The sequence below is a fragment of the Lujinxingia litoralis genome, assembly GCF_003260125.1.
Taxonomy (GTDB): Bacteria; Myxococcota_A; Bradymonadia; order Bradymonadales; family Bradymonadaceae; genus Lujinxingia; species Lujinxingia litoralis.
This window is the reverse complement of the sequence record NZ_QHKO01000001.1, coordinates 38,497-59,887: the sequence shown is the minus strand read 5'-3', so window position 1 is coordinate 59,887 and position 21,391 is coordinate 38,497. Positions and strand designations below refer to the sequence as shown.

Below are 21,391 nucleotides of genomic sequence, written 5' to 3'. Positions count from 1 at the left end.
TTCACTGGACGTGATGCCGGCGGAACACCCGAAAAGAAGAGGGGAGGGCGAACACCGGCACACGCGTCGCCGGCAACTTCATCGGACGTGCGGTGTGTGGCGTCGCCAATCCGCAAAAAAAGCCCCCTGAGAGCGGCACGCTCCCGGGGGGCTCCTGGATACCTGAGGCTGCGACGATCGCAAGCCCGGGAGATCAACTCGGCTGGACAACCCGGTCAATCGCGGCTGCCAGATCAAAATCCTTCGCGGTCAGGCCCCCGGCGTCGTGCGTCGTCAGCACCAACTCCACCCGGTTATACACGTTAAAGAGCTCCGGGTGATGGTCCGCGGCTTCGGCCAGCGGGGCCACTCGATTGATAAACGCGATGGCCGATAAAAAATCATCGAAAATTAGCTCGCGCTTGATCCTGTCGCCTTCGCGTTCCCAGCCATCCAGGGCTTCAAGACCTTCCGAAATCGTTGCTTCAGCGAGTAGCGTCGGGGCCATCTCAGCTCCTTGTCGACATTGAATTATCCACGTGGGGCAAACTCCACATCCAACAGGTCGGCCTGCTTCAGTAATGCGCTAATCTGCTCAACTCGCCCGAAGCGCTTCCACACCGTGGCCACCGCCCGTAGCTGACGAGCGGCCTGCCGAGAGGGCGTTTGTTCGGCGCTATGGCGTGCGAGCTGCCCGAGCAGATCTAACCACACCTCGCGATCCAACTCCGCCAGCAACGGCTGTTTTTCGGCTTCGACAATCAGCGTTTCATACGCCGAGGTCGACTCTGTGAGCAGTGCGTAGAAGGCCGCATTCGCCTGACAGAACACGGTCACCCGGGGCATGCCCAGATCTTCGGCGTCGGCTCGGGCTCGGCCTAGTTCCAGCGCCGCCAGTTGCAGACGACTTAAGAAACATTGCAGCAGCCCCATCAGACTCCGGGCCTTGGCACGGTCCTCGGCCGTTCCCTGCGCGTCGACATGTTTGAGCGTCTCGCTCAAATTGTGCTCCGCGCTCTCCAACTCGCCATGCCACATGTCGACCAGCGCCAGATTGTTGCGCAGGTCAAAGAGCCCCCAGTTCGTCCCCAGGTTCTCCTTGAGCCGACGGGCCTCCCTCAACACGGTCTGCGCCTCGTTGAACCGCCGTTGGTTAATCAGCACGATGCCTTTATTGAGCAGGGGCTGCGAAATCATGACCTGGTCGCCGATGCGCTCAAACACCTCGATGGCCGCGTCGAAGTGCTGCTCGGCCTGCGCATAGCGACGCGTCATCACCATCAGGATCCCCATCCCGTTTTGCGCAGCTCCGATATTAAACGGGGTGCCCAGTGCCTGGTGAATGTTCAGCCCCTGCCGAAGAAGCCCCTCGGCCTGGTCATAGTCCTCGATCTCCAGCTTCAACTGACCCAGCTGACGAAACGCCTCGGCAAGTCCGTGCCGATCCCCGATCGCTCGCTTTAATTCCAGAGCGTCGCGCAGGGTCTGTTCTGCCTGCGCAAATCGATCCGGGGCATTGAGAGACGGAGCCATCAACGCTCCGCCCAATGCGATCAACGCGTCACTTAACCCCTGACGATTCCTGGACGATTCAAACGCCCTGCGTGCTCGTTTCAGGTAGGCGTAGCGCTCATCATGATCCCCGCGACGCTGAGAGGCCTCGGCCAGATGCAAGAGTACCTGGCCCGTGACCTCGGCATCGCCAAGCGTTCCCGTCATCGTCTCCAGCTGCTCGCGAACCTGCTGGCCAGCCAGCGCATCGCCACGGATCAAGTGCACCCGGGAGAGGCCAATCAATGCCTTGGCGACGCCGGCCACATCGCCGATCTGCTGACTGTGGTCCAGCGCCTGGCTATAGTAGTGCGTCGCCTCATCGGAGCGAGATTGAATCGTGAGCAGATGACCAAAGCCGCGCAACGCCCGACTTCGTTCCGGCCCTCGGGCATGCCCGCCCTCCACCACGCGCCGGTAATGCTCCTCCGAAAGACCAAACTCCCCAAAACGACGCGCCAACTCCGCCATCGCCAGGTTCGACTCGGTCCATAACTCTCCGTGATCCCCGCGGCGCTCCAGCAGTCCTAACAACTCCCGATAGCGATCCCGGGCGCCACGCAGATCAAAACGCGCCATCGAACGCTTCGCGGCACCACTGAGGCTGTCGCGATAGCGATCGCTATCGCCGGCCTGCCGCCAGTGATCGGCGATCTCCACCAGCGGCACCTCCAGCTGACGCTCCCCGTAAAACGCCTGCTTGAGTTCGGCGGCCCCCTGGTGCATCCCGCGCGTGGACCACTGCTCCCGAAGCTCTTTGAGCATCGCCTCCCGCAGCAGACTGTTCTCAAACTCCACGCAGATCAGATTCTGATGCACGCCCTGGCGGGCGATCGCCTCTTCACTCAAGGCGCCGAGGTCCAACTCCAGCTGGCTGACATCGTGTCCCTCCAGCCGGGTCAGCGCGGCCTTCAACAGGTCCACCGGAACGCGCATCCCCAACACGCTCAGCCACTCCAGCACACGGCGCAGCTGAGGGCGATCGCGGTGCTTATGGATCGCCTGCTCCACCCGCAAGGCCATCAACTCCATCAAATCCGGTGGGAGCTCAATTTTGCGCGGGTTCCCGCTCTTCAGACGCCAACGCTCCCCGGCTTTCTGCAGGTTGTTCTCATTCTGCAGGTACCGGATGATCTGGATAGCGTGCAGGGGCACCCCCTGACTCAACCAGCCCACGCGCTCTTTCAGCCGCCTCTCCAGCGGCAAAATCGAGTCCAGAAACACCGAGAGCGCTTTGCCCCGGAGGCGACGCAAACGCTGCCGTGAGAAACTCACCCCGACGTTCGCACCAATGGTACGAAGATGGTCCTCCAGATCCGGGTTCAGTCCCCGCTCCTCCGGACGCATCGTCAACATCAGAACCACCGGGCAGGCCTGGGTCCGCATCGTCACGGCGAAATACTCCAGAAACCCCAGGCTGGCACTGTCGGCGTACTGAATATCTTCCAGCGCCAGCACCAGCGGCCGGCGCTCGGCCATGCGCAACAAGAGTCGCTCCAGACGCGCAAAGAGGACCCCGGACTCCGAGGCCGCCAGCTCCGAGGGCTCCATCACCCGCGGCCTTAAAAAGTCGACGATCGCCCCGATTTCCCCGTCGGAGAACCCTCCCAGACTCCGCAAATCCTGGCGAACCGTGCTGTCCACCTGCATGCGCTCACTGTGCGAGACTCCCCAGAGTCCTCCAATCGCTTCGCGCAGCGCCTCCAGCGGAAGAGAGCGCCTGCGGAAGGCCGCCGTAGAGTAGGACACCGGTGTCTCGGAGAGCGCACTCATCACCGCGTGCACCAGATGGGTCTTGCCCACCCCTCCCTCTCCCTCCAGCAGTACCACCTGCCCCGACCCCAACTGGCCAGCACTCTTCACCAGGCCGACCAGCGTATCAAACTCACGATCTCGCCCGATCAAGGGCAGGTCGAAGCGTGGCCGAGAATGCGCCCGCGTTTGAAAGGGGAAACTCGGTCGTGCGGCCTCGGCTGGCGCAGGGACTTTGCGGCTGATGCGTTTGATTTCAACCCGTGGCGCGCCCCGAGGCAGGGGAGGGGGCTCCGCTCGCGGCTTCGGAGGCTCAATCAGGTGGGTGGCGTCCAGCTCCGCACTCTCGGTCGCTGCCACCGCGTCAGGCGTCGTCTGCACCACCGCATCTGAGGCCTGACTCGTCTCCTCGGTCGTACTCGTATGCCCAAACGCGCGTTGCACCTCCATCGGCACGATATGCGAGGCCGAAATCTCCGGACGGCTTCCGCCGCCCTGAGGCGTCGGCCGAATCTGCATCGCTTGAATCGCGTCGAGAAATCCGTCGAGCAAGGCGGCCGCGTCCTGATAACGGGCCAAAGGATCCTTCTCACACGCCCGGCGTATCAACCGACCCACCGGCGTCTGTTCCAACTCCGGGGGGAGCTCCGGAACCTGATCGCGGATCTGCTTGTGGATCACATCCATGCGGTTGCGGCCCGTCACCGGGGGCTGCCCGCTCACCATCTCATAGAGCAAGAGCCCCAGCGCGTAGACGTCGGTTGCTGGCGTGATCGGTTCCGCGCAGGCCTGCTCCGGTGCCATATACAAGGGCGTCCCGAAAATACGCCCGGCACGCGTTAAGGCCTCCTCCCCGTCGGGGTCGTCGTCGGAGTCCGCCAGCGTCATCTTCGCAACGCCAAAGTCCAGCACCTTGACGTAGTCCCGCTCCCCGAACATCTCACACAGAAAGATGTTCTCCGGTTTGAGATCGCGGTGGACCAGCCCTCGGCGATGGGCCTCCGAGAGACTCTTCAAAACCTGGATGTAGACGTGGGCCGCTCGCGGCCACCCCAGCGCTCCCTGCGTCTGGATCACATCCCCCAGCGCATCGCCCTCCAGAAACTCCATCACCATGTACGCCAGCCCATCTTCGGTCTGGCCGTAGTCATAGAGGGTGATGGTGTTGGGGTGGCGCAGCTGACTGACGTGAAAGGCCTCCCGACGAAAGCGCTCCACGTTGATCGGATCCTTGGCGACCACGGGCGTCAGAAACTTCAGCGCGACATCTCGCCCGATATTCTCCTGAACCGCCCGGTACACCGTGCCAAACCCGCCGGTCCCCAGAACTTCCAGGATACGAAAGCGCCCACCGATTAAATCCCCCGCCTCGGGGAGCGTGGCGTCGATTGAATTCATAACTTCTCTCCGGAGCGCCTGGCCTCCGTCCCCGCTGGCAGCAGGCCAGTGCGGCGTAGCCCGCAGCAGTCTCGCTTTGCGCTCACTGCTTCGCCGGCTGCGTCTGCTGGCCCCCTCGTCTGTCGCCGTTTAGCAGGGGCAAAACCGCCATCCTTAACGTCTTCCGGTGTAGCATGCCCCCTGCTTTACACGCAACCGGGCACCCCACCCTTTGACGCTTCTGACCTGCCCCCTGTACACCATGGCCACCGCACGGAGCGCGTCGCGTTTGCGAGCTCCGTGGTGTCTCCGAGATTGCCTCTTTTCAGGATGTCCCCATGAAGATCTACAGCTGGAACGTCAATGGCCTGCGTGCCTGTGTTCGCAAAGGTTACCTCGACTGGCTCGATGCCTGTGAAGGCGACATCGTTGGCCTCCAGGAGGTCCGCGCACTTCCCGAGCAGCTCTCCGCTAAGGCCCGCAACCCCGAGGGCTGGCATACCTACTTCCACCCCGCGGAGCGCAAAGGTTACAGCGGCGTCGGACTCTACGCTCGCCAGCCCTTCGACCAGGTCATTGATTCCCTGGGCGAGGAGGCCTTCGATTGTGAGGGCCGCGTGCAGATCGCGACGCTCGGTAAGCTCACCCTGCTCAATGTCTACTTCCCCAACGGCAGCGGAAAGAACCGCGACCTGAGCCGCATCCCCTACAAGCTCGATTTCTACAGCCATCTCCGTGACATGCTCGCCACACGCATCGCCCGGGGCGAACGCATCCTGGTCATGGGCGACTTCAACACCGCTCACCGACCCATCGACCTCGCGCGCCCCACGTCCAATACCAAGACCAGTGGATTTCGCCCCGAGGAGCGCGAAGAACTCGACCGCTGGCTGGACCAGGGATGGGTCGATACCTTCCGGGCGATCCGCGGAGACGTCGAAGAACGCTACACCTGGTGGAGTCAGCGCGGAGACGTGCGCGCTCGAAACATAGGCTGGCGCATCGATTACGTGTACGCTTCTCCAGCTGCGATGGAGTTTGTGGTCGACGCCCGGATCCATGACATGGTCATGGGCTCCGATCACTGCCCCATCAGCGTGACTCTCAATCCTGACATCCTCCTCTGAGCCTCCCGGGGCACACACCGCCTCGGTATCGCTATCGCGAGTGTGCCCCGATGAACATCACCCTTCGCCGCGCCTTCCTCAGCCTTGGAGGCTCCCTCCTTGTCCTCGTCTCGGTGGTGCTCGTTCGCACCGCGATGCTGACGCCTGCCCCCTCCCAGGTGTCACAGCCTGAGATAGAGCTCTCCGATGAAGACGCGATCATCGCGCGCTTTGCCCGGGCGCTCTCCATCCCGACCGTGTCTCCCACCGCGGAAGCGCCCAACCTGCATCACTTCCGTGAGCTTCATGACCACCTCCAGAGCTGGTTTCCCCGCGTGCATGCCGAGGCTTCCTTGGAGGTTGTCAACGACGCCACGCTCTTCTTTACCCTGCCCGGAACCGACCCGGCGCTCCCCGAGGTGGTGTTCCTCGCGCACCAGGATGTGGTCCCCGTGGAGCCCGGCACCGAACACGACTGGACCTATCCTCCCTTTGGCGGGACCGTCGCCGAGGGCTTTGTCTGGGGTAGGGGGGCGCTCGATAACAAACATAACCTGATGGCGCTGATGGAGGCCCTGGAGCGTCAGCTGCAGCAGGGAGAGCGGCCGCGTCATACCCTGAGCCTGGTCTTCGGTCACGATGAGGAGGTCGGTGGCACCCAGGGGGCAAAGGTCGTCGCCTCTCTGCTCAAAGAGCAAGGAGCCTCGCTGGCCGCTGTCTATGATGAGGGGCTGATCATCGCCGATGGACTGGTTCCGGGCATCCCCGGACAGGTGGCGCTGATCGGCATCACAGAAAAGGGCTACGTCACCCTCAACCTCACTGCCACCGCCGAAGGCGGGCATGCCTCGATGCCTCCTGAACAACTCGCCGTAAGCCGGCTTGCCGCCGCCCTAAACCGCCTGGCGAACAACCCCATGCCGGCTGCCATCGACGGGCCGACCCGGATGATGTTCGACGCCCTCGCTCCGCACATGGCTTTCCCCTTTCGGGCGCTCTTCGCCAATCTCTGGCTTACCGAGCCCCTGGTCGTCTCTCAGATGGAAGCATCCCCCGCCTCAAATGCCGCGCTGCGGACCACTGTGGCGCCTACTATGCTCCGGGCCAGCCCTCGTGAGAACGTCCTGCCGCAGCAGGCTGTGGCCACATTGAACATCCGTATCAACCCGCGGGACTCCATCGCCGACGTTCTCGCGTACGTGGAGTCGGTCATCGATGACTCTGCTATCACCGTGACCCCGGTCGGTGAGATGCGCTCGGAGCCCGGGCCCATGGCCAGCACGGAGCGTGCGGGATACATCGCGCTGCGCGAGAGCGTGCAGGAGGTCTTCGGTGCGATCCCCGTGGCTCCCAATACCCTGGTGGCCGCAGCAGATGGACGTCATTTCACCGACTTGACCCCCGACGTCTATCGCTTTCAGGCCGTCGCGCTCACCGCCCGAGACCTCGAGCGTATTCACAGTACCGATGAGCGCCTGGCCACCGGGGCCTACCTCGATCTGGTGCGCTTCTATGGCCGGCTCTTGCAAAAGTGGTAGTCCGGGGCGCAGGAACGTGTTTTGACAAAAACATGCCTGAGCCGGGCGCTCCTCCGTGGTAGAGTGAGGCGGTCGCGATGCCTGAGCGTTGCGACTCGTTCACCGGGCCACACCCTCTCCTGGGTGGGCCCTTCTTCTTTGCCAGGAGACGCTCGTCTATGAACATCATCAAGCTGGAGTCCGACGCCGCAAATACTGCTGAAGCCATCAATGAATCGGTGCGGGTCCTGGAGCAGGGAGGGCTGGTCTGTCTTCCCTGTAAGGGCACCTACCGCATTCTGGCGGACCTAAATAATGCAGACGCCGTGATGCGCGTCTTCCAGTCCAAGCGCCGCGTGCATAAGGCCCCCTGCCTGGTGTTCATCGACAAGATTAACCGTCTTCATGAGGTCGCCGCAGATGTGGACCCGGCGGCCAGTGCCCTGATGAAAGCCATCTGGCCCGGTGGGCTCACCATCCTCTTTGAGGCCAGCGACTCCATCCCCCGTGCGGTCGTTAAACAGCTCACCAAAGCCAACGGCAAAATCGGCGTGCGCATCCCCGAGTCTCACCTCGTGCGGCAGATCGTGGAGCGATTCGCCGCGCCGGTCCTGGTTTCCAGCGCCAACCGGGGCAATAAATCCGGGGAGAGCTCCCCGGCGCAGGTCCGAAAGAACTTCGTGGGCCGAGTCGACCTCTTTGTCGATGCCGGGGACCTTCCTTCAGCTCCCGGCTCCACCGTTGTCGATGTCACCGACGAAGAGATTGTGATTGTGCGTCAGGGTTCGGTTCCTAAAGCTCGCATCGAAGCGGTGATCGAGGCGATGGACGAAGATCTGGACGGCTAACCCCTCCCTGTGCGAGGGTTTTGCCGCCTGTGTCCCGGGCGCAGGCGGCATCCCTTTCCCCTCGGCACGTCTCGGAGTGGTTTCATGTACAAGTTCTCGAAGATCTGGCGGTCCGCCGCACTCGTCTCACTGACAACGTTGGCCCTTGGTGCGGGCTGTGGCGAAGACGCCCAGGAAGACCCCTTTGACGCCGCGCAGACTCCGCTGGAGCAATGCGAGGTAGCCTGCGCACACATCTACGAAACCTGCGATCTCAACCTCACCTACCTCGACGGCGCACGCATGGGGCAGGCCTCCTGCGTTCAGGCCTGTGCCGAAGACGATTACTTCCAGGGCAACGTGGAGTGCGCCGCTCGCATCTCCTGCTCTCAGGATGCGCTGGATACTTGTCTTCCCGAGAAAGTTCCTGTCGCGGACTGCTCCTCGCTGCCAGACTGGGACCCCGAGCTTGCGGCTCTGGAAGAGCAGGTCGTTCACCTGGTGAACGAGTACCGGGCCGAGGGGGCAAACTGTGATACCGAAGGGGTCTTCGATCCCGCGCCTCCCGTCGTCGGGGAAGGCATCCTTCGTTGCGCCGCGCGTCTTCACAGCAAGGACATGGCCGAGAATGATTTCTTTGATCATATTCACCCGGTGACCGGAGAGACGCCTTTCGATCGCATCGAAAAGGCCGGCTATACCGGAAGTTATCCCCAGGGAGAGAACATCGCGGCCGGGCAGGAAAGCGCCGTAGAGGTGATGGAAGGGTGGATGGAGAGCGACGGACACTGCGCCAACATCATGAACCCCGACTTCACTGAGCTGGGGGTGGGCGTGTTCAGAGATAGCAGTGCTAGCAACTCGTACGGGATCTACTGGACGCAGAAATTCGGCGCACGCTGAGCGACCACCGCGCACGCCTCCGCCGGGTCAGGCACTTCCTGAGAGCCGACCCGCGCGGGATGACCATGAGTGCACTACGACAAAGCCCCGGCTGACTGGCCGGGGCTTTGTTGTGGAGGGGCCTCAGCTGAGCTCATCGATGGCCTGCAGCTGCACCATGCGTGCGTAGAGTCCACCGGCCTGTAGCAACTCAGCGGGGCTGCCTTGCTCTTTGAGCTCACCGCGCTCTAACACCACAATCTGATCGGCACGGGCCACGGTGGAGAGGCGGTGGGCGATGATCAGTGTGGTGCGTCCCTCCATCAAGCGGTCGAGCGCCTCCTGCACCAGCTTTTCGCTCTCGACATCCAGCGCGCTGGTGGCTTCGTCGAGAATCAGCACCCGCGGATCCTTGAGCAGAGCCCGCGCGATTGCCACCCGCTGCTTCTGGCCACCACTCAAGCGGACGCCTCGCTCACCGACCACCGTATCGAGCCCCTCGGGGAAGGCTTCGACAAAGCTCAACGCATTGGCCGCCGCCATTGCCTCACGCACCTCCTGGTCGCTGGCCTCCGGTCTGCCATAGCGCACGTTCTCGGCCACGGTGCCCGAGAAGAGCACCGGTTCCTGGGCGACCATCCCCAGTCCTTCGCGGAGGGCTTCCTCGCTCCAGTCGGCAATGGCTCGCTGGTCCAGGCTTACGCTCCCCTGATCCACCTCATAGAAGCCGGAAAGCAGGTTGGCGATCGTGCTCTTTCCTGCTCCGGAGGCACCGACCACGGCGAGTTTCTGCCCGGGCTGCATGTCAAAAGACACGTCGTGAAGCACGGGGGCTGTGGGGCGAGTTGGGTAGGTGAAGGAGACGTGATCAAAACGCACATGGCCCCGGGTGATCTGTGCCTCGGTGGTGGTCTCATCGTGTGTCGCGACGCGTGCTTCGGCCGCGGCGTCCAGCAGACCAAAGACCCGTTCTCCGGCGCCGAGGGCCCGGGCAAAGTCGGTCCACAGGCCGCTCATCACGCCCAGTGAGACGGCGACAAAGAGGACGTAGAGAATGTAGGCGGTGAGCTCTCCGGGGCTCATGGCCTCCGAGAGCACCAGCTGGCCGCCGACCCAGATGATCACGGCGATGGTGGCGTAGGCTAAAAAGGTGACGCCCCCACCAAAGAACGCTCCCAGGACCGCCCGGGTGCGCGCCAGCGTAAAGCTGCGTTCGATTGCCTCGGAGTAGCGCTCTTGCTCGCGTGCCTCGCGACCGAAGCTGCGCACGGTGCGAACGCCCGCGATGCTCTCTTCGGCCAGCGAGGTGGAGTCGGCGATTGCGTCTTGGACGTGGCGGGAGAGCTTACGGACGCGGCGGCCATAGGCCATGGCCACGCCTGCCACGACCGGTAAGACGACCACCATCACCAGGGAGAGCTTCACGTTGGTGACGAAGAGAAAGATCAGCCCACCGATGGCCTGGACCCCGTAGCGTAGTGCCATGGACAGGTTTGTCGTCACCACACTCTGCAAGAGCTGGGTGTCGCTGGCCAGGCGGCTCGTCAGCTCCCCGGTTCGGGTCGCATCAAAGAAGGCCATCTCCCGACCGATGATGGCGCTGTAGAGGTCTTTGCGCAGGTCGGCGACCACGCGGTCACCGACCACGGTGAAGAGGTAGTAGCGCAGGCTGACAAACACGGCCTGGAGCAAAAAGAGCCCCAGCAGCGCCAGCCCGACCGTGCTCAGTTCGTAGCGGGCTCCCTCGGAGAGCACCTCGTCGACGACCACGCGTCCCACCTGGGGGTAGGCCAGGGTAATCCCCGAACCGATCACCAACGAGAGCGTTGCCAGCGCGAGCGGGCGCCAGTGTGGCGAGGCCAGCGCCACAAGGCGCCGCCAGTCGACTCGGGCGTGTGGAGGGGGGGCGGGATGGGAGGAGGGAGAACTCGTGGAGGGGGTGTCGTCGGCGGTCATAAGAGCCTTAACGGGCATATGAAACGGGGTGTTAATCGTTGTAAGTGCTTGTTTTTGCTAGTTTTTTGGCTTTTTTGGGTGTGTTAGGTTGCCGCATCCCTGGGACGTAGCTGTTGGTCAGATACAGGGAGTAGGCAAGCAGAAGCGTTGCGCTGAGACCTGAGGCAACGCGTCGAGCCGATGAGGAGTACCATGGAGCGAAGAAGCGAAAAAGTAGGCGGGATGAAGCTGTGGCCCCTGGTTGTGGGGGCGCTGCTCTTGAGTGCCTGCGAAGGGCAGTTGAACGTGGAAGGGGGGCCAGACCTGTCGAAGGCACCATCGAGCCCCGATGCCGGGGGAGGGGACGGGTATCAGCCGCAGGACCCGTCCAATCCCTTTGATCCGGTGGACCCTTCGAATCCGCGTGACCCGTCGAACCCGGGAGATCCTGGCGATCCCACCGACCCCCATCCCGGCAACCCGCCGGAGGGCCAGGAGCCCTGTCGGTCGAACGCGCAGTTCTTTGAGCGCGAGGTCTGGACCGACGTGGTCTCGCGTCAGTGCCAGTCCTGCCACATGGAGAACGGATTCGGTGCGGTCAACAGCGACTTCGAGTTGGCGACCGAGCGGCTCTACGCAGAGGATCACCTCTCCCGCAACTACGATGAACTCTCGGGGTTTGGGCGCGAGCGTCTGGAGGAGTTTGATGACCAGTCCTTGCTGGTGCTCAAGGCGACCGGCCAGGTGATTCACGGGGGCGGCGAGGTGTTTGGCACAGAGAGCTGGCAGGCTGACACCTTGCGGGAGTTTTCGGAGCGGCTGGATGCGCCGGATCCCTGTCCCGGGGGCGTGGACCTCGATGAGGAGGGCTTTTTCGCCGGGGTCGAGTATATGAACGACCTCGACTGGCTCAGCCGAATGACGATGACGTTGGCCAGTCGGGTACCGACCGCCGAGGAGATCGCGAAGGTTGAGGCGCGCGGCGCGGAGGGGATCGATGAGGTGCTGAGCGGCCTCTATGCTGAGGCGGGGTTTTATGAGCGCCTGGAAGAAGGTCTGGCGGACATCTTCTTGACCGACTACTTCATCCAGGGCAACCCGCCGGACAACGTGCTCAACTCGAACCACTACCCGGGGCGGCGGTGGTGGGCGGAGATGGGGTTGAGCGTGGAGGCCCGCAACGAGATCGCGTTGCTGGGGCGTCATGGTCTGGGGCGAGAGCCCCTGGCGCTCTTTTCGCACATCGTCAAAAACGATCTGCCGATCAGCGAGTTTGTGACGGCGGATTACCTGATGGTGAATCCCTACTCGGCGAAGTCTTACGGGGTGGAGAACCAGGTTGACTTTGATGACGACCAGGACCACCTGGAGTTTAAGCCGGCGCGGCTGCCTGCGATCACCTCCTCGGGGATGCGTGGCGAGTACCCGCACGCCGGGGTGTTGACCTCGTACATGATGACCGGGCGGTATCCGTCGACGAACACGAACCTCAACCGCAAGCGTTCGTCCTATTTCTACCTGCTCTTTCTCGGGGTGGACATCAACAACCTGATGACGGAGGCGACCGATCCGACGGCAGTGGCAGACATTGAGAATCCGACCCGCAACGCCGCGGATTGCGCGGTGTGTCACGTGCCGATGGATCCGGTGGCTCAGCTATACCGCACCTACAACAACTACGGTCACTACCTGCCGGTCCGCGATAATCGCTTCGATGGGATGTTCCCGGCCGGGTTTAACGGCGAGGAGATCGCCGATGACGATGTCTGGCAGGGGTTAAGGTGGCTGGGGCAGCGTGTGGCCGAAGACCCCCGCTATTTCCACACGATGGTGCGCCATATGTACCGAGTGGTGCTACGTCGACCGCCGCTCGACAAGCCTGCTGACCCGGCCGCCCCCAACTACGAGGCCCGGCTCAAGGCGTACCGAGTGCAGGACGCGTTTATTCAGCGTGTGGCCACGCAGATGCGCGACAATGGGGAGAGCGCCCGGGTGGCCATTCGGGAGTTGGTCTTTAGCCCCTACTTCCGGGCGGTCGACATCGATTCACAGATGCTGACACCGGAGCGCAGCGTGGAGCTGGAAGAATTTGGTGGCCCACGCCTTCTACATCCCGAGGCGATGACCCGTCGCATTACGTCGGTGTTTGGCCGCGAGTGGATGTGGGGGCCCTTTGAGGCCTTCGCGCCCCACCTGTATCGCTACCTGTACGGAGGCATTAACTACGACAACCTGACCGAGCGGCTGGACACGCCCAGCGGTGTGATGGGTGCGGTGTCGATGGTGATGGCCAACGAGCTGGCCTGCCAGAATGTCCCCCGGGAGTTTGAGACCGCGGCCGGCCAGCGTCTGCTCTTCCCCTACGTGGAGCTGGATGACCTGCCCGGCAACAGTGCCGCCGAGGCGCGTATCCGGGAGAACATTCAGCACCTGCACTTGCGCATCCTGGGTGAGGACTTGCCGGCGGATCACGCCGAGATTGACCGCACCTATCAGCTCTTCGTCGACCTGATGGAAGACGGACAGGCCGGGATGGCTGCTGGCGAAGCGTACTACTCGGAGCGACTCAGCGACTGGTGTCGCGGCGATAGCCTGGAACGCGACCCGACCTACGCGCTGCGGGCGTGGTCCGGCGTGATCAGCTACCTGGTGTCCTCGTTTGAGTTCCTCTACCTCTAAGGAGGTTGCTATGAATCGACGTGACTTTATCAAACTCGCCGGCATGGCCGGCATGACGGTGGTATCTCCGATGGCGTTTGGGCGCATCGCCCGGGCCGAGGAGATGAATTACCCGGGGCCGTATTACGTGATGGTCAACGCCATCGGGGGGTGGGATACGACCTATCTCTGCGATCCCAAAGGGGTGAACGGCATCAACACGGCGTATGGCCAGGGTGAGATTGGCACCATCGCTTCCAGCCCGATTAAGTACGCGCCGGTGGGTAATAATCAGTACTTCTTCGAGAAGTACGCCAGCGAGCTGCTGGTGATCAACGGCGTGGACATGGCGACGACCGGGCACGCGGTCGGGGAGCGTTACGCATGGACCGGGAGTCTGGAGAATCCGGAGTATCCCACCTTTGCGGCGCTGGCGGCGGCGGCCCACGCGCCGAACCTTCCGTTGTCTTACCTCAGCTACGGCGGTCATGACGCAACCGGGGCGTTGTTGCCGCTGACGCGGGTGAGCAATGTCAGTCACCTTAAGGGGTTGGCGGATCCGGATCACAAAGAAGGGTTTGCGCATAAGCCCTACCATGCTCCGGGGGCGGCCGAATTGATTCAGCAAGCGGTGGATGCCCGCCATGCCGCCGGCCAGGACCATAGCCACCTTCCCTCGGAGCGCGCGGCGCGCAGCTCGCTCTTTACCGCGCGGATGGGCGCGAAGGAGCTGAGTCGGATCCGGGACCATCTGCCCACGAGTTTGCCGCGGGATAACGAGATGAAGGCGCAGGCGATGGTGGCGCTGGCCGCGTTTAAGGCGGGGCTATCGGTGGCCGTGAACCTGGTGCTCAACGGGTTTGACAGCCATGCTCAGAACGACACGGTTCAGTTGCCGAAGTTGCAGCTGGTGCTCGATGCGGTCGACTTTCTTCTGGAAGAGGCCGAGACGATGGGGCTGCGCGACCAGATCGTGGTGGTGATGGCCTCGGACTTCGGGCGTACGCCGAATTACAACTCCGATCAGGGCAAGGATCACTGGGCCATCGGGTCGATGATGGCGCTGGGACCGGGCATTCGTGGCAACCGGGTGCTGGGGGCGACCGACGAGGAGCAGCGTCCCTTTAACGTGAACCCGACTACGTTGGAGCTGGAGTATGAGGGGGTGCGTCTGCGCCCGGAGCATGTGCATCGGGCGTTGCGCCGGCACGCCGGGCTGGCGGACCATCCTCTGGCCGGTCGCTTTGAACTCAAAGAAGACGACCTGGACATCTTCAGCTGAGCGAAGGCGTGTCTCAGGTTTTTGGTGACGAAGGCGGCCCCGACAGGGGCCGCTTTTTTGTGGGGAGAGGGTGAGGAGGCCTGGCGGTTGGGGCTTAATTCGGTAGGCTCTTGCGCCGCAAGAGGGAGAGGGAACGCGACTGAGAAGCGCTGGAGAGAAGGAGAAGAGGATGAGCGAGCAAGAAGCACCGGTTCTGATGTCGTTGAGTGAAGCTGCCTGCGCACATGCCGAGGGGGCGATGGCCGCGACCGCGGGCCATGACGTGGCGCATCTGCGGCGCGTGCATCGCGTGGCGTTGAGGCTGTGGGAGGTGGAGGGAGGGGATCGGGAGGTAGTGGAGGTCGGGGCCTGGCTGCACGATCTGGTGAACCTTCCCAAGGATCATCCGGAGCGCCGGCGGGCGTCGACACTGTCGGCGGAGGCCGCGGTGACGTGGGTGGGAGAGCGCATGAGTCCGGCGCAGCGCGCGTTGCTCTTTGAGGCGATTCAGCGCCACTCGTATTCGGCGGGTTATGTGCCGGAGTCGTTGGAGGCGAAGATCGTATGCGACGCGGACCGCCTGGATGCGCTCGGGGCGGTGGGGTTGATGCGGACCCTGGAGACGGGCGGGGCGCTGGGGCGCTTATCTTTTGACCCGCGCGATCCTTTTTGTCAGGAGCGCGAGCCCGACGACGGTGTGTTCACGCTGGATCACGTGTTTGCCAAGCTCTTCAAGTTGCCGGGGCTCCTGCATACCGAGGCGGCCCGCACGATCGCCGCAGAGCGCATCGAGGTGATGGAGCACTTTTTAAGTGCCCTGGGCCGGGAGCTGGGTCACCCTTATCGGCGCTGAGGGATCAGCGGCCGTAGACCTGGCGAGCGACCTGATAGGTCTGGGCGTAGGCCTCGACGGTCAATTCAATGGGATGCGCGTAGCCGCCCCCCAGGGTGAGCGCCACAGGGATGCCGCGGGCGTGCGCGCCGGCGAGCACCATCAGGTCGCGTTGGCGAAGGCCGTCCAGGGAGAGGTCGAGGCGGCCGAGGCTGTCGGCCTGCAGGGGATCGACGCCGGCCTGGTAGAGGATGAGCTCCGGGGCGTGATTCCAGACGGCGTCCAGGGCTTCTTCGAGCGCGTTGAGGTAGGTGAGGTCATCGCAGCCGTCGGGGAGGCCGACATCCAGATCGCCGGGGGGTTTATGAAAGGGGTAGTTCTTTTGCCCGTGAAGGCTCAACGTAAAGATCTCAGGGGTACTGGCGAGTAGGGTGGCGCTGCCGTCGCCATGATGGACGTCGAGGTCGACGATGGCGGCGCGCTGAAGGATGCCCTGGTGGAGCAGCGTCAACGCCGCGATGGCCAGGTCGTTGAATACGCAGAATCCGCCGCCGTGAGTGCGATGGGCGTGATGGGTGCCCCCGGCGAGGTTGCCGCTGATGGAGGTGTCCATGGCGTGAAGGGCGGCGTGCAGGGTGCCTCCCATGGAGGTTCGTACGCGTTCGACAAGGGCCGGGCTCCAGGGCAGTCCGATGGCGCGTTGGGCGCGGCGGTCCAGCCGCCCTTCGAGAAAGGCGTCGACGTAGTCTGGAGCGTGCGCCTGAATCAGCTGCGCACGTTCGAGGGCTGGCGAAGGGAGGAGTTGAGAAGGGCGGAGGATGCCTTCTTCGAGGAGCCGGCGATGAAGCATGCCGTATTTGGCCATCGGGAAGCGGTGCCGCGGGGGGAGGGGCACCCTCACGTGGTCATTGTAATAGGTGATCAAGATCCGTCGGCTCGTTTCAGGTTTCGGGGATGGTCGGAAGGCTGGCGCTGGTTTCGGAGCGTCTACGCTCGGAGCGACTCAGGCCGACGAAAAAGCGTCGGGTCGTGGAGGGCGCGACGAGGGCGAAGAGCGCCGCCAGGGCGCCGGCGACGATCTGAATGCTGGCGTTCTGCCCCGGGGCCAGAACCACGGCGATAAAGGCCCAGATAAACACCAGCGCGACGAGGGGTTCGTCAAGCCCCAGTCGCAGGGCGGCGCCGATCAAGGCGGCGGTCACGAGCATGATCACCGACCAGGTCACGGCGTCGAGGCCCCATCCCTCCCAGCCCAGGCTCACCAGAAGAGCGGAGGCGTTGAGTACAGTGGCGATGGTCAGCCAGGCGACGTAAGCCCCCAGGGTCCAGCGGATGAGGCGCGCCAGGGACCAGCCCTGGCGAAGCTCGGGGTCGGGTCGGCCCCGGTGGGTGGCGAAGGCCTGGTAGAGCCAGATGGCGCTGGCAAGTTGAGCGGCGATGACCAGGAGCGATGTCCCGAAGAGGAGCGATTGCCAGGAGAGGAGCCAGGCGGCGTTGAAGAGCATCGTAACGATCAGCGGGAGGCGTGCGCGCTGATAGCGCGCCCGCTCCGCAAAGCGCGGCAGGGCCTGGAGGAGCGCCAGGGTGAGGATGCCCGCGTAAATGAATCCCCAGATGGAGAAGGCGTAGCCGGCGGGGATGATGAGCACGTTGCTGAAGAAGGTCTCAGAGATCGCACCCACCGAGCGTCCGGGGGGAGCCGCAAGCTGAGGCAGGCTGATGGCCAGGGGGGGGATGATGAGTGCGAGTATTTTAAGAAGAGAGCGAGGCATAAGACGACTCGTTGGGATGGTCACGACGTGCCCATCTTCAAGTAAAAGCACCGAGGCGTCGGAGCAAAGCGAGCAAGCTTGCGTCGGGGTGGGGCGTTGGCGCAGACTTCGGGGTGTATTCCAGGCTCAATGAATCGATGATGTTGTACGCAGGAGTGGCGATGACGTTGAATTCACCACTACGCCATGTTGTGGCGGCCGGGGCGCTGGCAGGGTTTTTGATGCTTAATCCCATGGCGCTGGGATGTGGCGAGGATGGGAGCGAGAGCGGTTATCAGTTTGGCGCGGAGGAGATGAGCGCGGTGGTCGTGGGCTCCTGGGAAGGGAGGGTGCGCTATGAGGGGAGGGAGCCCGTGAGCTTTGAGTTGGCGATGGAGCCGGCGTCTGCCACGGGGGCATCGTCGGGGAGTTTGCGTCAGGCGCTGTGTGGCGAGCGCACGTTGGTGGCGGCGGCTCAGGCCTGCCTGGCGACCAGTGAGCTTGATGTTGTGGCGGTGCTTCGCGATGGCGAGCACGAAGCGGTGGAGATGGAGGGGACGCTGGTGGCCTACGGGGCCGAGTTGAGCATGGGGGAGCTTACGCTTTATGGCGCCGGTCGCCTCTGGCGTGTGCAGATGGAGGAGGGGGCGCTGGCGCCCGCTGGCGAGGTGCGTGATCAGCAGAGCGGGGAGGCGCTGGGCTCATTTGATCTTGCGCGACGGGATGACGTGGCGCGTTAGAGCGAAGGGAGAGGATGGGGGAGGCGCGTGCTGGTGATCGCGTGCCGGGGTGCCGCTGGGGGCCGTGGGTGGAGGGTGGCATCCCATCTCGTTTAGCGACGCTCGTCAGGCAGCACCCCATGGGCTCGAGTCGGCGGACGACCGACGTCAGCACAAAGGAGCCGCCGTCAGGCGCGTTGGGGAGACGCCTGCGGCGATTACCTTTGAGATGTGGAAGGTAGATGCCCCCACCGGGATTCGAACCCGGACTGGACGGATTTTAAGTCCGCTGCCTCTACCGGTTGGGCTACGGGGGCCGGCGTCAGGCCGTCAGGGATGCTTCCGGGCGCTGTCGCAATACAGCAGGATGTAGCATTGAGGTCGATGCGGCGCAAGGCAGGTCGCATCGCGGGCGTCCATCGGGCGCAAAGGGGAGGGCGATGGCAGAGAGGACGGGGAAGTTGGAGGTACGTCCGCCCACGGGGATCGAAGAGCTGGGGCAGGTGTTTTCCCGGCTGGTTCGGATGGGCTGGGGAACGGTGTTGGTGCCCTGGCTGGCGATCGCCGCGATCGACTTTTTGTTTGTCGCGGCGAGCGTGGCGTTGATCTGGAGCTATGGCGCCACGGATGCGCTGGCCGCGGGAGGCGGAAGAGGGGTATGGCTTCAGGTGCTCAGCGGGTTGGAGATGGCAGTGGTGCTCACATTGAGGGTCGCGCTGTTGAACGTGCTGCGCGATCTGGTGATGGTGGGGCCCTCGGCGGTGGGCTCCCTGGGGAGGGTGTTCCGCGAGATGACGCGGCGTCTGGGGCCGGTCTTTCTGGTCAACGTGATGGTGGGGGCGGTGGTAGCCGTGGGGCTGGCGCTCTGCGTGTTGCCGGGGCTGGTGGCGCTCTACTTTCTGGCCTTTGCGCCTTATCTGGTGGCGGTGGGCAAGGCCGGACCGCTGAGCGCGTGGGGCGAGTCCGCGGCGATGGCTCGACGCCATGTGGGAGTGCTTCTGACCGGGTTTGGCGTGGCGGTGTTGTTTGCCGGCGTGATGGCCTGCGGCCTGGGGGCGAGCGCGGCAATGATTCAGGGCTCGGCCGGGGTAGGAGGCGGGCTACTGGTGGGGTGGGTGCTCAACACGACGTTGGGGTACCTGGCGTGGCTGTGGTGGGGGGCGGTGTATGTGACCGCTGAGCAGCGAGACCAGGCGGCGCGCCTTCGTCAGCGGGGCGCCTCGGCGGTGCTTCCCGAGGCGCCCGAGGAGCCGGAGCCCCCGATGGTTTAAGGGGCGCGCTCGGCGGGGAGGGTATCGAGGTCCTCGTCGGTCGCCGGTGCCGGCGGCTCGTAATAGACCGCAATCACGTGGCGGCCCGGGGGCATTTCCAGGACGCGTTCATCGCCGGCACCACTGTTGGCCAGGCGGCTTAGCGAGACGTCTTCGTCATCGAGCACCACGCGGCGGATGGGGCGCCCTTCGAAGTCTCGGGGGAAGGCGACGCTGGCGATGGCTCCTTCGGGAGCGGATTGGAGTCGGGCGCCGAGGACATTGACGGAGATGGTCAGGCGTTGTTCGGCAGCGGACCACTGGCTGGTGAGCACGGACTGTCGACGCGCGACCAGAAAGTCGATGAGATCGCCCACGGATGTGACCCAGTGCTCATGAGCGCGGGCCAGGTCATGGAGCTCGCGAAATCCCAGAAGAATGCCGGCTGCGGGGGTCTCGGCCATGGCGTCGGCCGGGACGTTGATCGCCAGGGGCTGGTGAAAGTAGTTCTGGCTGTTGACGAGCATGCGCTTGAGACGTGCCGGGTTGATGTTGGCACCGCGGAGCACATAGGGAGCCTCGAGAATCGGGAGGGGGAGCCCGCGGCTGTCAATGGGGTAGAAGGGCATGCCGGTGCCGAAGAGGTACCCGTAGTGTTCGGAGGCGCCGGGGCCGAAGCTGGTGTCGACGCGCAGGCCGGCGGCCGAGAGACGGCGGAAGGTGGCGTCCCAGTCGCCCTCCCAGAGACCCTCTTCGGTTTGAACCAGGCGGATCTGGCGCCCCTGTCCCAGGTTGGCTTCGAGTTTGGTGAGTTGTTCGGCCAGATTGAGTTCTTCGGCCCAGGGTTGCATCGCGCCCAGGCCCCGGGCCTTGGTCAGGGGGGGACGGTCCTGGCCGAGGACCCAGAGCAGACCGACCTGCGCGCCGACCTGATCGGCCATGGCAGCCTGGGACGGGGTGAAACGATCGGCGGCCACGAAGATAGTCGAGGCGCCCTCGTTTTTACGGGCCCAGTCGGCGTAGCCGAGGGCTGCGCGGGTGGACTCGGAGCTGGGGTGCGTGTTCATGACCGCGCCCATATGGCGCCCGGGGAAGGGCCAGAGTCTGGGCATGGGGCGGTGTTCGGAGAAGCGGTCAAAGAGGGCCCGCTTGAGCAGATCGGCGTAGGGCACATGGCTGGTAAGCATGCGCTCGTGGGCGACGCGGTTCTCGGTGGGCTGCCATCGGGGGCTGCCGGGGGGGCCAAATTCCATGTGACGGGCGGGCTTGCCCTGATGCAGCGCGGTGAGAGAGCAGGCGTAGTCAAAGAGGATGGTGTAGACTCGCCCCTGTCCCAGGGGCTGGACCAGCAGGCCGGGTTGCTCTTCGACTTCGAGAATCACCGGTCCGGCCGGGCGCGGCAGGAGCGCCGCGGTGGGGAGAAGGGGCCCGGTGAGGGGCGTGTCGACCAGATGTTCGCGGAGAGGGCCATGAACTCCGAGGCCATCGGCGGAGGTGATACGTCGGGCCTGGCCGACGGCGCCGGTGGTGGAGATGCCGGTCAGCGGTTCCCAGCCCTCGCGGGGAAGCTCAACGACGAGCTGCCCGCCGCGGCGAGCGAAGTCTTCGAGCGCGCTCATCGCGGCACGTGGGAGGCTGAGCGCGACGCGTTCCGGGACGATGACCACGCTGCGGCCGGCCAGAATTTGCGGGGAGAGGTTGTCGCTCTGTGCTGTGGCAAAGGCGCCGTAGTGGTGCCACAGGGCGTTGAACCACCCGTAGCTGCAATCCAGCGCGCGCAGCTCGGCAGCCTGGGCGGCGGGCGTTGCCGGCAGAAGCAAGAGCACGTCGCCTTCGGTGCGATCCGGGGGACGCGAGCCATTGGTCTGCGGGGACTCCGCCGGTTGCAGAGTGGGTTCGTTGAGGCTGCTCCATAGCAGGGTAAGCAGGCCGAGCAGGAGTAGCGCGCCCAGGTCCCATTTGAGAGCCCCCAACACTGTGCGTCGTCGAACCAT

General features: G+C 64.1%; 15 protein-coding genes and 1 tRNA gene. 9 read left to right on the top strand and 7 right to left on the bottom strand.

Going from position 1 to position 21,391, the window contains the following annotated elements; translation table 11 throughout:
* Positions 1-193: 193 nt before the first annotated feature.
* Both DL240_RS00240 and DL240_RS00235 read right to left on the bottom strand, forming a co-directional pair.
* Positions 194-487 (bottom strand): 4a-hydroxytetrahydrobiopterin dehydratase, encoded by a 294-nt coding sequence (locus DL240_RS00240; RefSeq protein ID WP_111727845.1) that lies wholly within the window; start codon positions 485-487, stop codon positions 194-196.
* 23 nt (positions 488-510) lie between these two features.
* Entirely contained in the window at positions 511-4,680 is a 4,170-nt protein-coding gene (locus DL240_RS00235; protein ID WP_111727844.1) for a serine/threonine-protein kinase, read from the bottom strand.
* A 317-nt stretch (positions 4,681-4,997) separates the two neighbouring features.
* Between DL240_RS00235 and DL240_RS00230 the strand changes: the two genes are divergently transcribed.
* The 4 genes from DL240_RS00230 (at position 4,998) to DL240_RS00215 (ending at position 9,012) form a co-directional block, all read left to right on the top strand.
* The gene (locus DL240_RS00230; protein WP_111727843.1) at positions 4,998-5,786 is read left to right on the top strand and encodes an exodeoxyribonuclease III; all 789 of its coding nucleotides are present in this window, start codon (positions 4,998-5,000) and stop codon (positions 5,784-5,786) included.
* Between the two features lie 50 nt (positions 5,787-5,836).
* Positions 5,837-7,303: a M20/M25/M40 family metallo-hydrolase gene (locus DL240_RS00225; RefSeq protein ID WP_111727842.1), complete on the top strand. Its 1,467-nt coding sequence runs from the start codon at positions 5,837-5,839 to the stop codon at positions 7,301-7,303.
* Between the two features lie 158 nt (positions 7,304-7,461).
* Positions 7,462-8,130, top strand: a complete 669-nt coding sequence (locus DL240_RS00220) for an L-threonylcarbamoyladenylate synthase (RefSeq protein ID WP_158542249.1) — start codon at positions 7,462-7,464, stop codon at positions 8,128-8,130.
* A gap of 84 nt (positions 8,131-8,214) precedes the next feature.
* The gene (locus tag DL240_RS00215; RefSeq protein WP_111727840.1) at positions 8,215-9,012 is read left to right on the top strand and encodes a CAP domain-containing protein; all 798 of its coding nucleotides are present in this window, start codon (positions 8,215-8,217) and stop codon (positions 9,010-9,012) included.
* Positions 9,013-9,135: 123 nt separating this feature from the next.
* Here DL240_RS00215 and DL240_RS00210 read toward each other — a convergent pair whose 3' ends face one another.
* Positions 9,136-10,947: an ABC transporter ATP-binding protein gene (locus tag DL240_RS00210; RefSeq protein ID WP_111727839.1), complete on the bottom strand. Its 1,812-nt coding sequence runs from the start codon at positions 10,945-10,947 to the stop codon at positions 9,136-9,138.
* A 192-nt stretch (positions 10,948-11,139) separates the two neighbouring features.
* Between DL240_RS00210 and DL240_RS00205 the strand changes: the two genes are divergently transcribed.
* From DL240_RS00205 to DL240_RS00195, 3 genes are all read left to right on the top strand, one after another.
* Positions 11,140-13,605, top strand: coding sequence for a hypothetical protein (locus DL240_RS00205; protein ID WP_146618011.1), 2,466 nt, complete (start codon positions 11,140-11,142; stop codon positions 13,603-13,605).
* A 10-nt stretch (positions 13,606-13,615) separates the two neighbouring features.
* Entirely contained in the window at positions 13,616-14,866 is a 1,251-nt protein-coding gene (locus DL240_RS00200) for a DUF1501 domain-containing protein (RefSeq protein ID WP_111727837.1), read from the top strand.
* Positions 14,867-15,035: 169 nt separating this feature from the next.
* Positions 15,036-15,698, top strand: coding sequence for an HD domain-containing protein (locus DL240_RS00195; RefSeq protein ID WP_111727836.1), 663 nt, complete (start codon positions 15,036-15,038; stop codon positions 15,696-15,698).
* Between the two features lie 4 nt (positions 15,699-15,702).
* Here the strand turns inward: DL240_RS00195 and DL240_RS00190 are convergent, their stop codons facing one another.
* Positions 15,703-16,602: a histone deacetylase family protein gene (locus DL240_RS00190; protein WP_111727835.1), complete on the bottom strand. Its 900-nt coding sequence runs from the start codon at positions 16,600-16,602 to the stop codon at positions 15,703-15,705.
* 16 nt (positions 16,603-16,618) lie between these two features.
* Complete coding sequence (locus DL240_RS00185; RefSeq protein ID WP_111727834.1) at positions 16,619-17,449, bottom strand: tryptophan-rich sensory protein; 831 nt, start codon at positions 17,447-17,449, stop codon at positions 16,619-16,621.
* Positions 17,450-17,589: 140 nt separating this feature from the next.
* Here DL240_RS00185 and DL240_RS00180 point away from each other — a divergent pair, with 140 nt between their 5' ends.
* Positions 17,590-18,168 carry a hypothetical protein gene (locus DL240_RS00180; RefSeq protein ID WP_158542248.1) on the top strand — a complete coding sequence of 193 codons (579 nt, stop codon included), beginning with the start codon at positions 17,590-17,592 and terminating at the stop codon, positions 18,166-18,168.
* Positions 18,169-18,390: 222 nt separating this feature from the next.
* On the opposite strand, the gene DL240_RS00175 is transcribed toward DL240_RS00180, so the two are convergent.
* Positions 18,391-18,464, bottom strand: a tRNA-Leu gene (locus DL240_RS00175).
* 123 nt (positions 18,465-18,587) lie between these two features.
* Between DL240_RS00175 and DL240_RS00170 the strand changes: the two genes are divergently transcribed.
* Entirely contained in the window at positions 18,588-19,418 is an 831-nt protein-coding gene (locus tag DL240_RS00170) for a hypothetical protein (protein ID WP_146618010.1), read from the top strand.
* Here the strand turns inward: DL240_RS00170 and DL240_RS00165 are convergent.
* On the bottom strand, positions 19,415-21,391 hold the full coding sequence (locus DL240_RS00165; RefSeq protein WP_146618009.1) for a polysaccharide deacetylase family protein: 1,977 nt from the start codon (positions 21,389-21,391) through the stop codon (positions 19,415-19,417). The two genes, DL240_RS00170 and DL240_RS00165, sit on opposite strands and share 4 nt — an antisense overlap.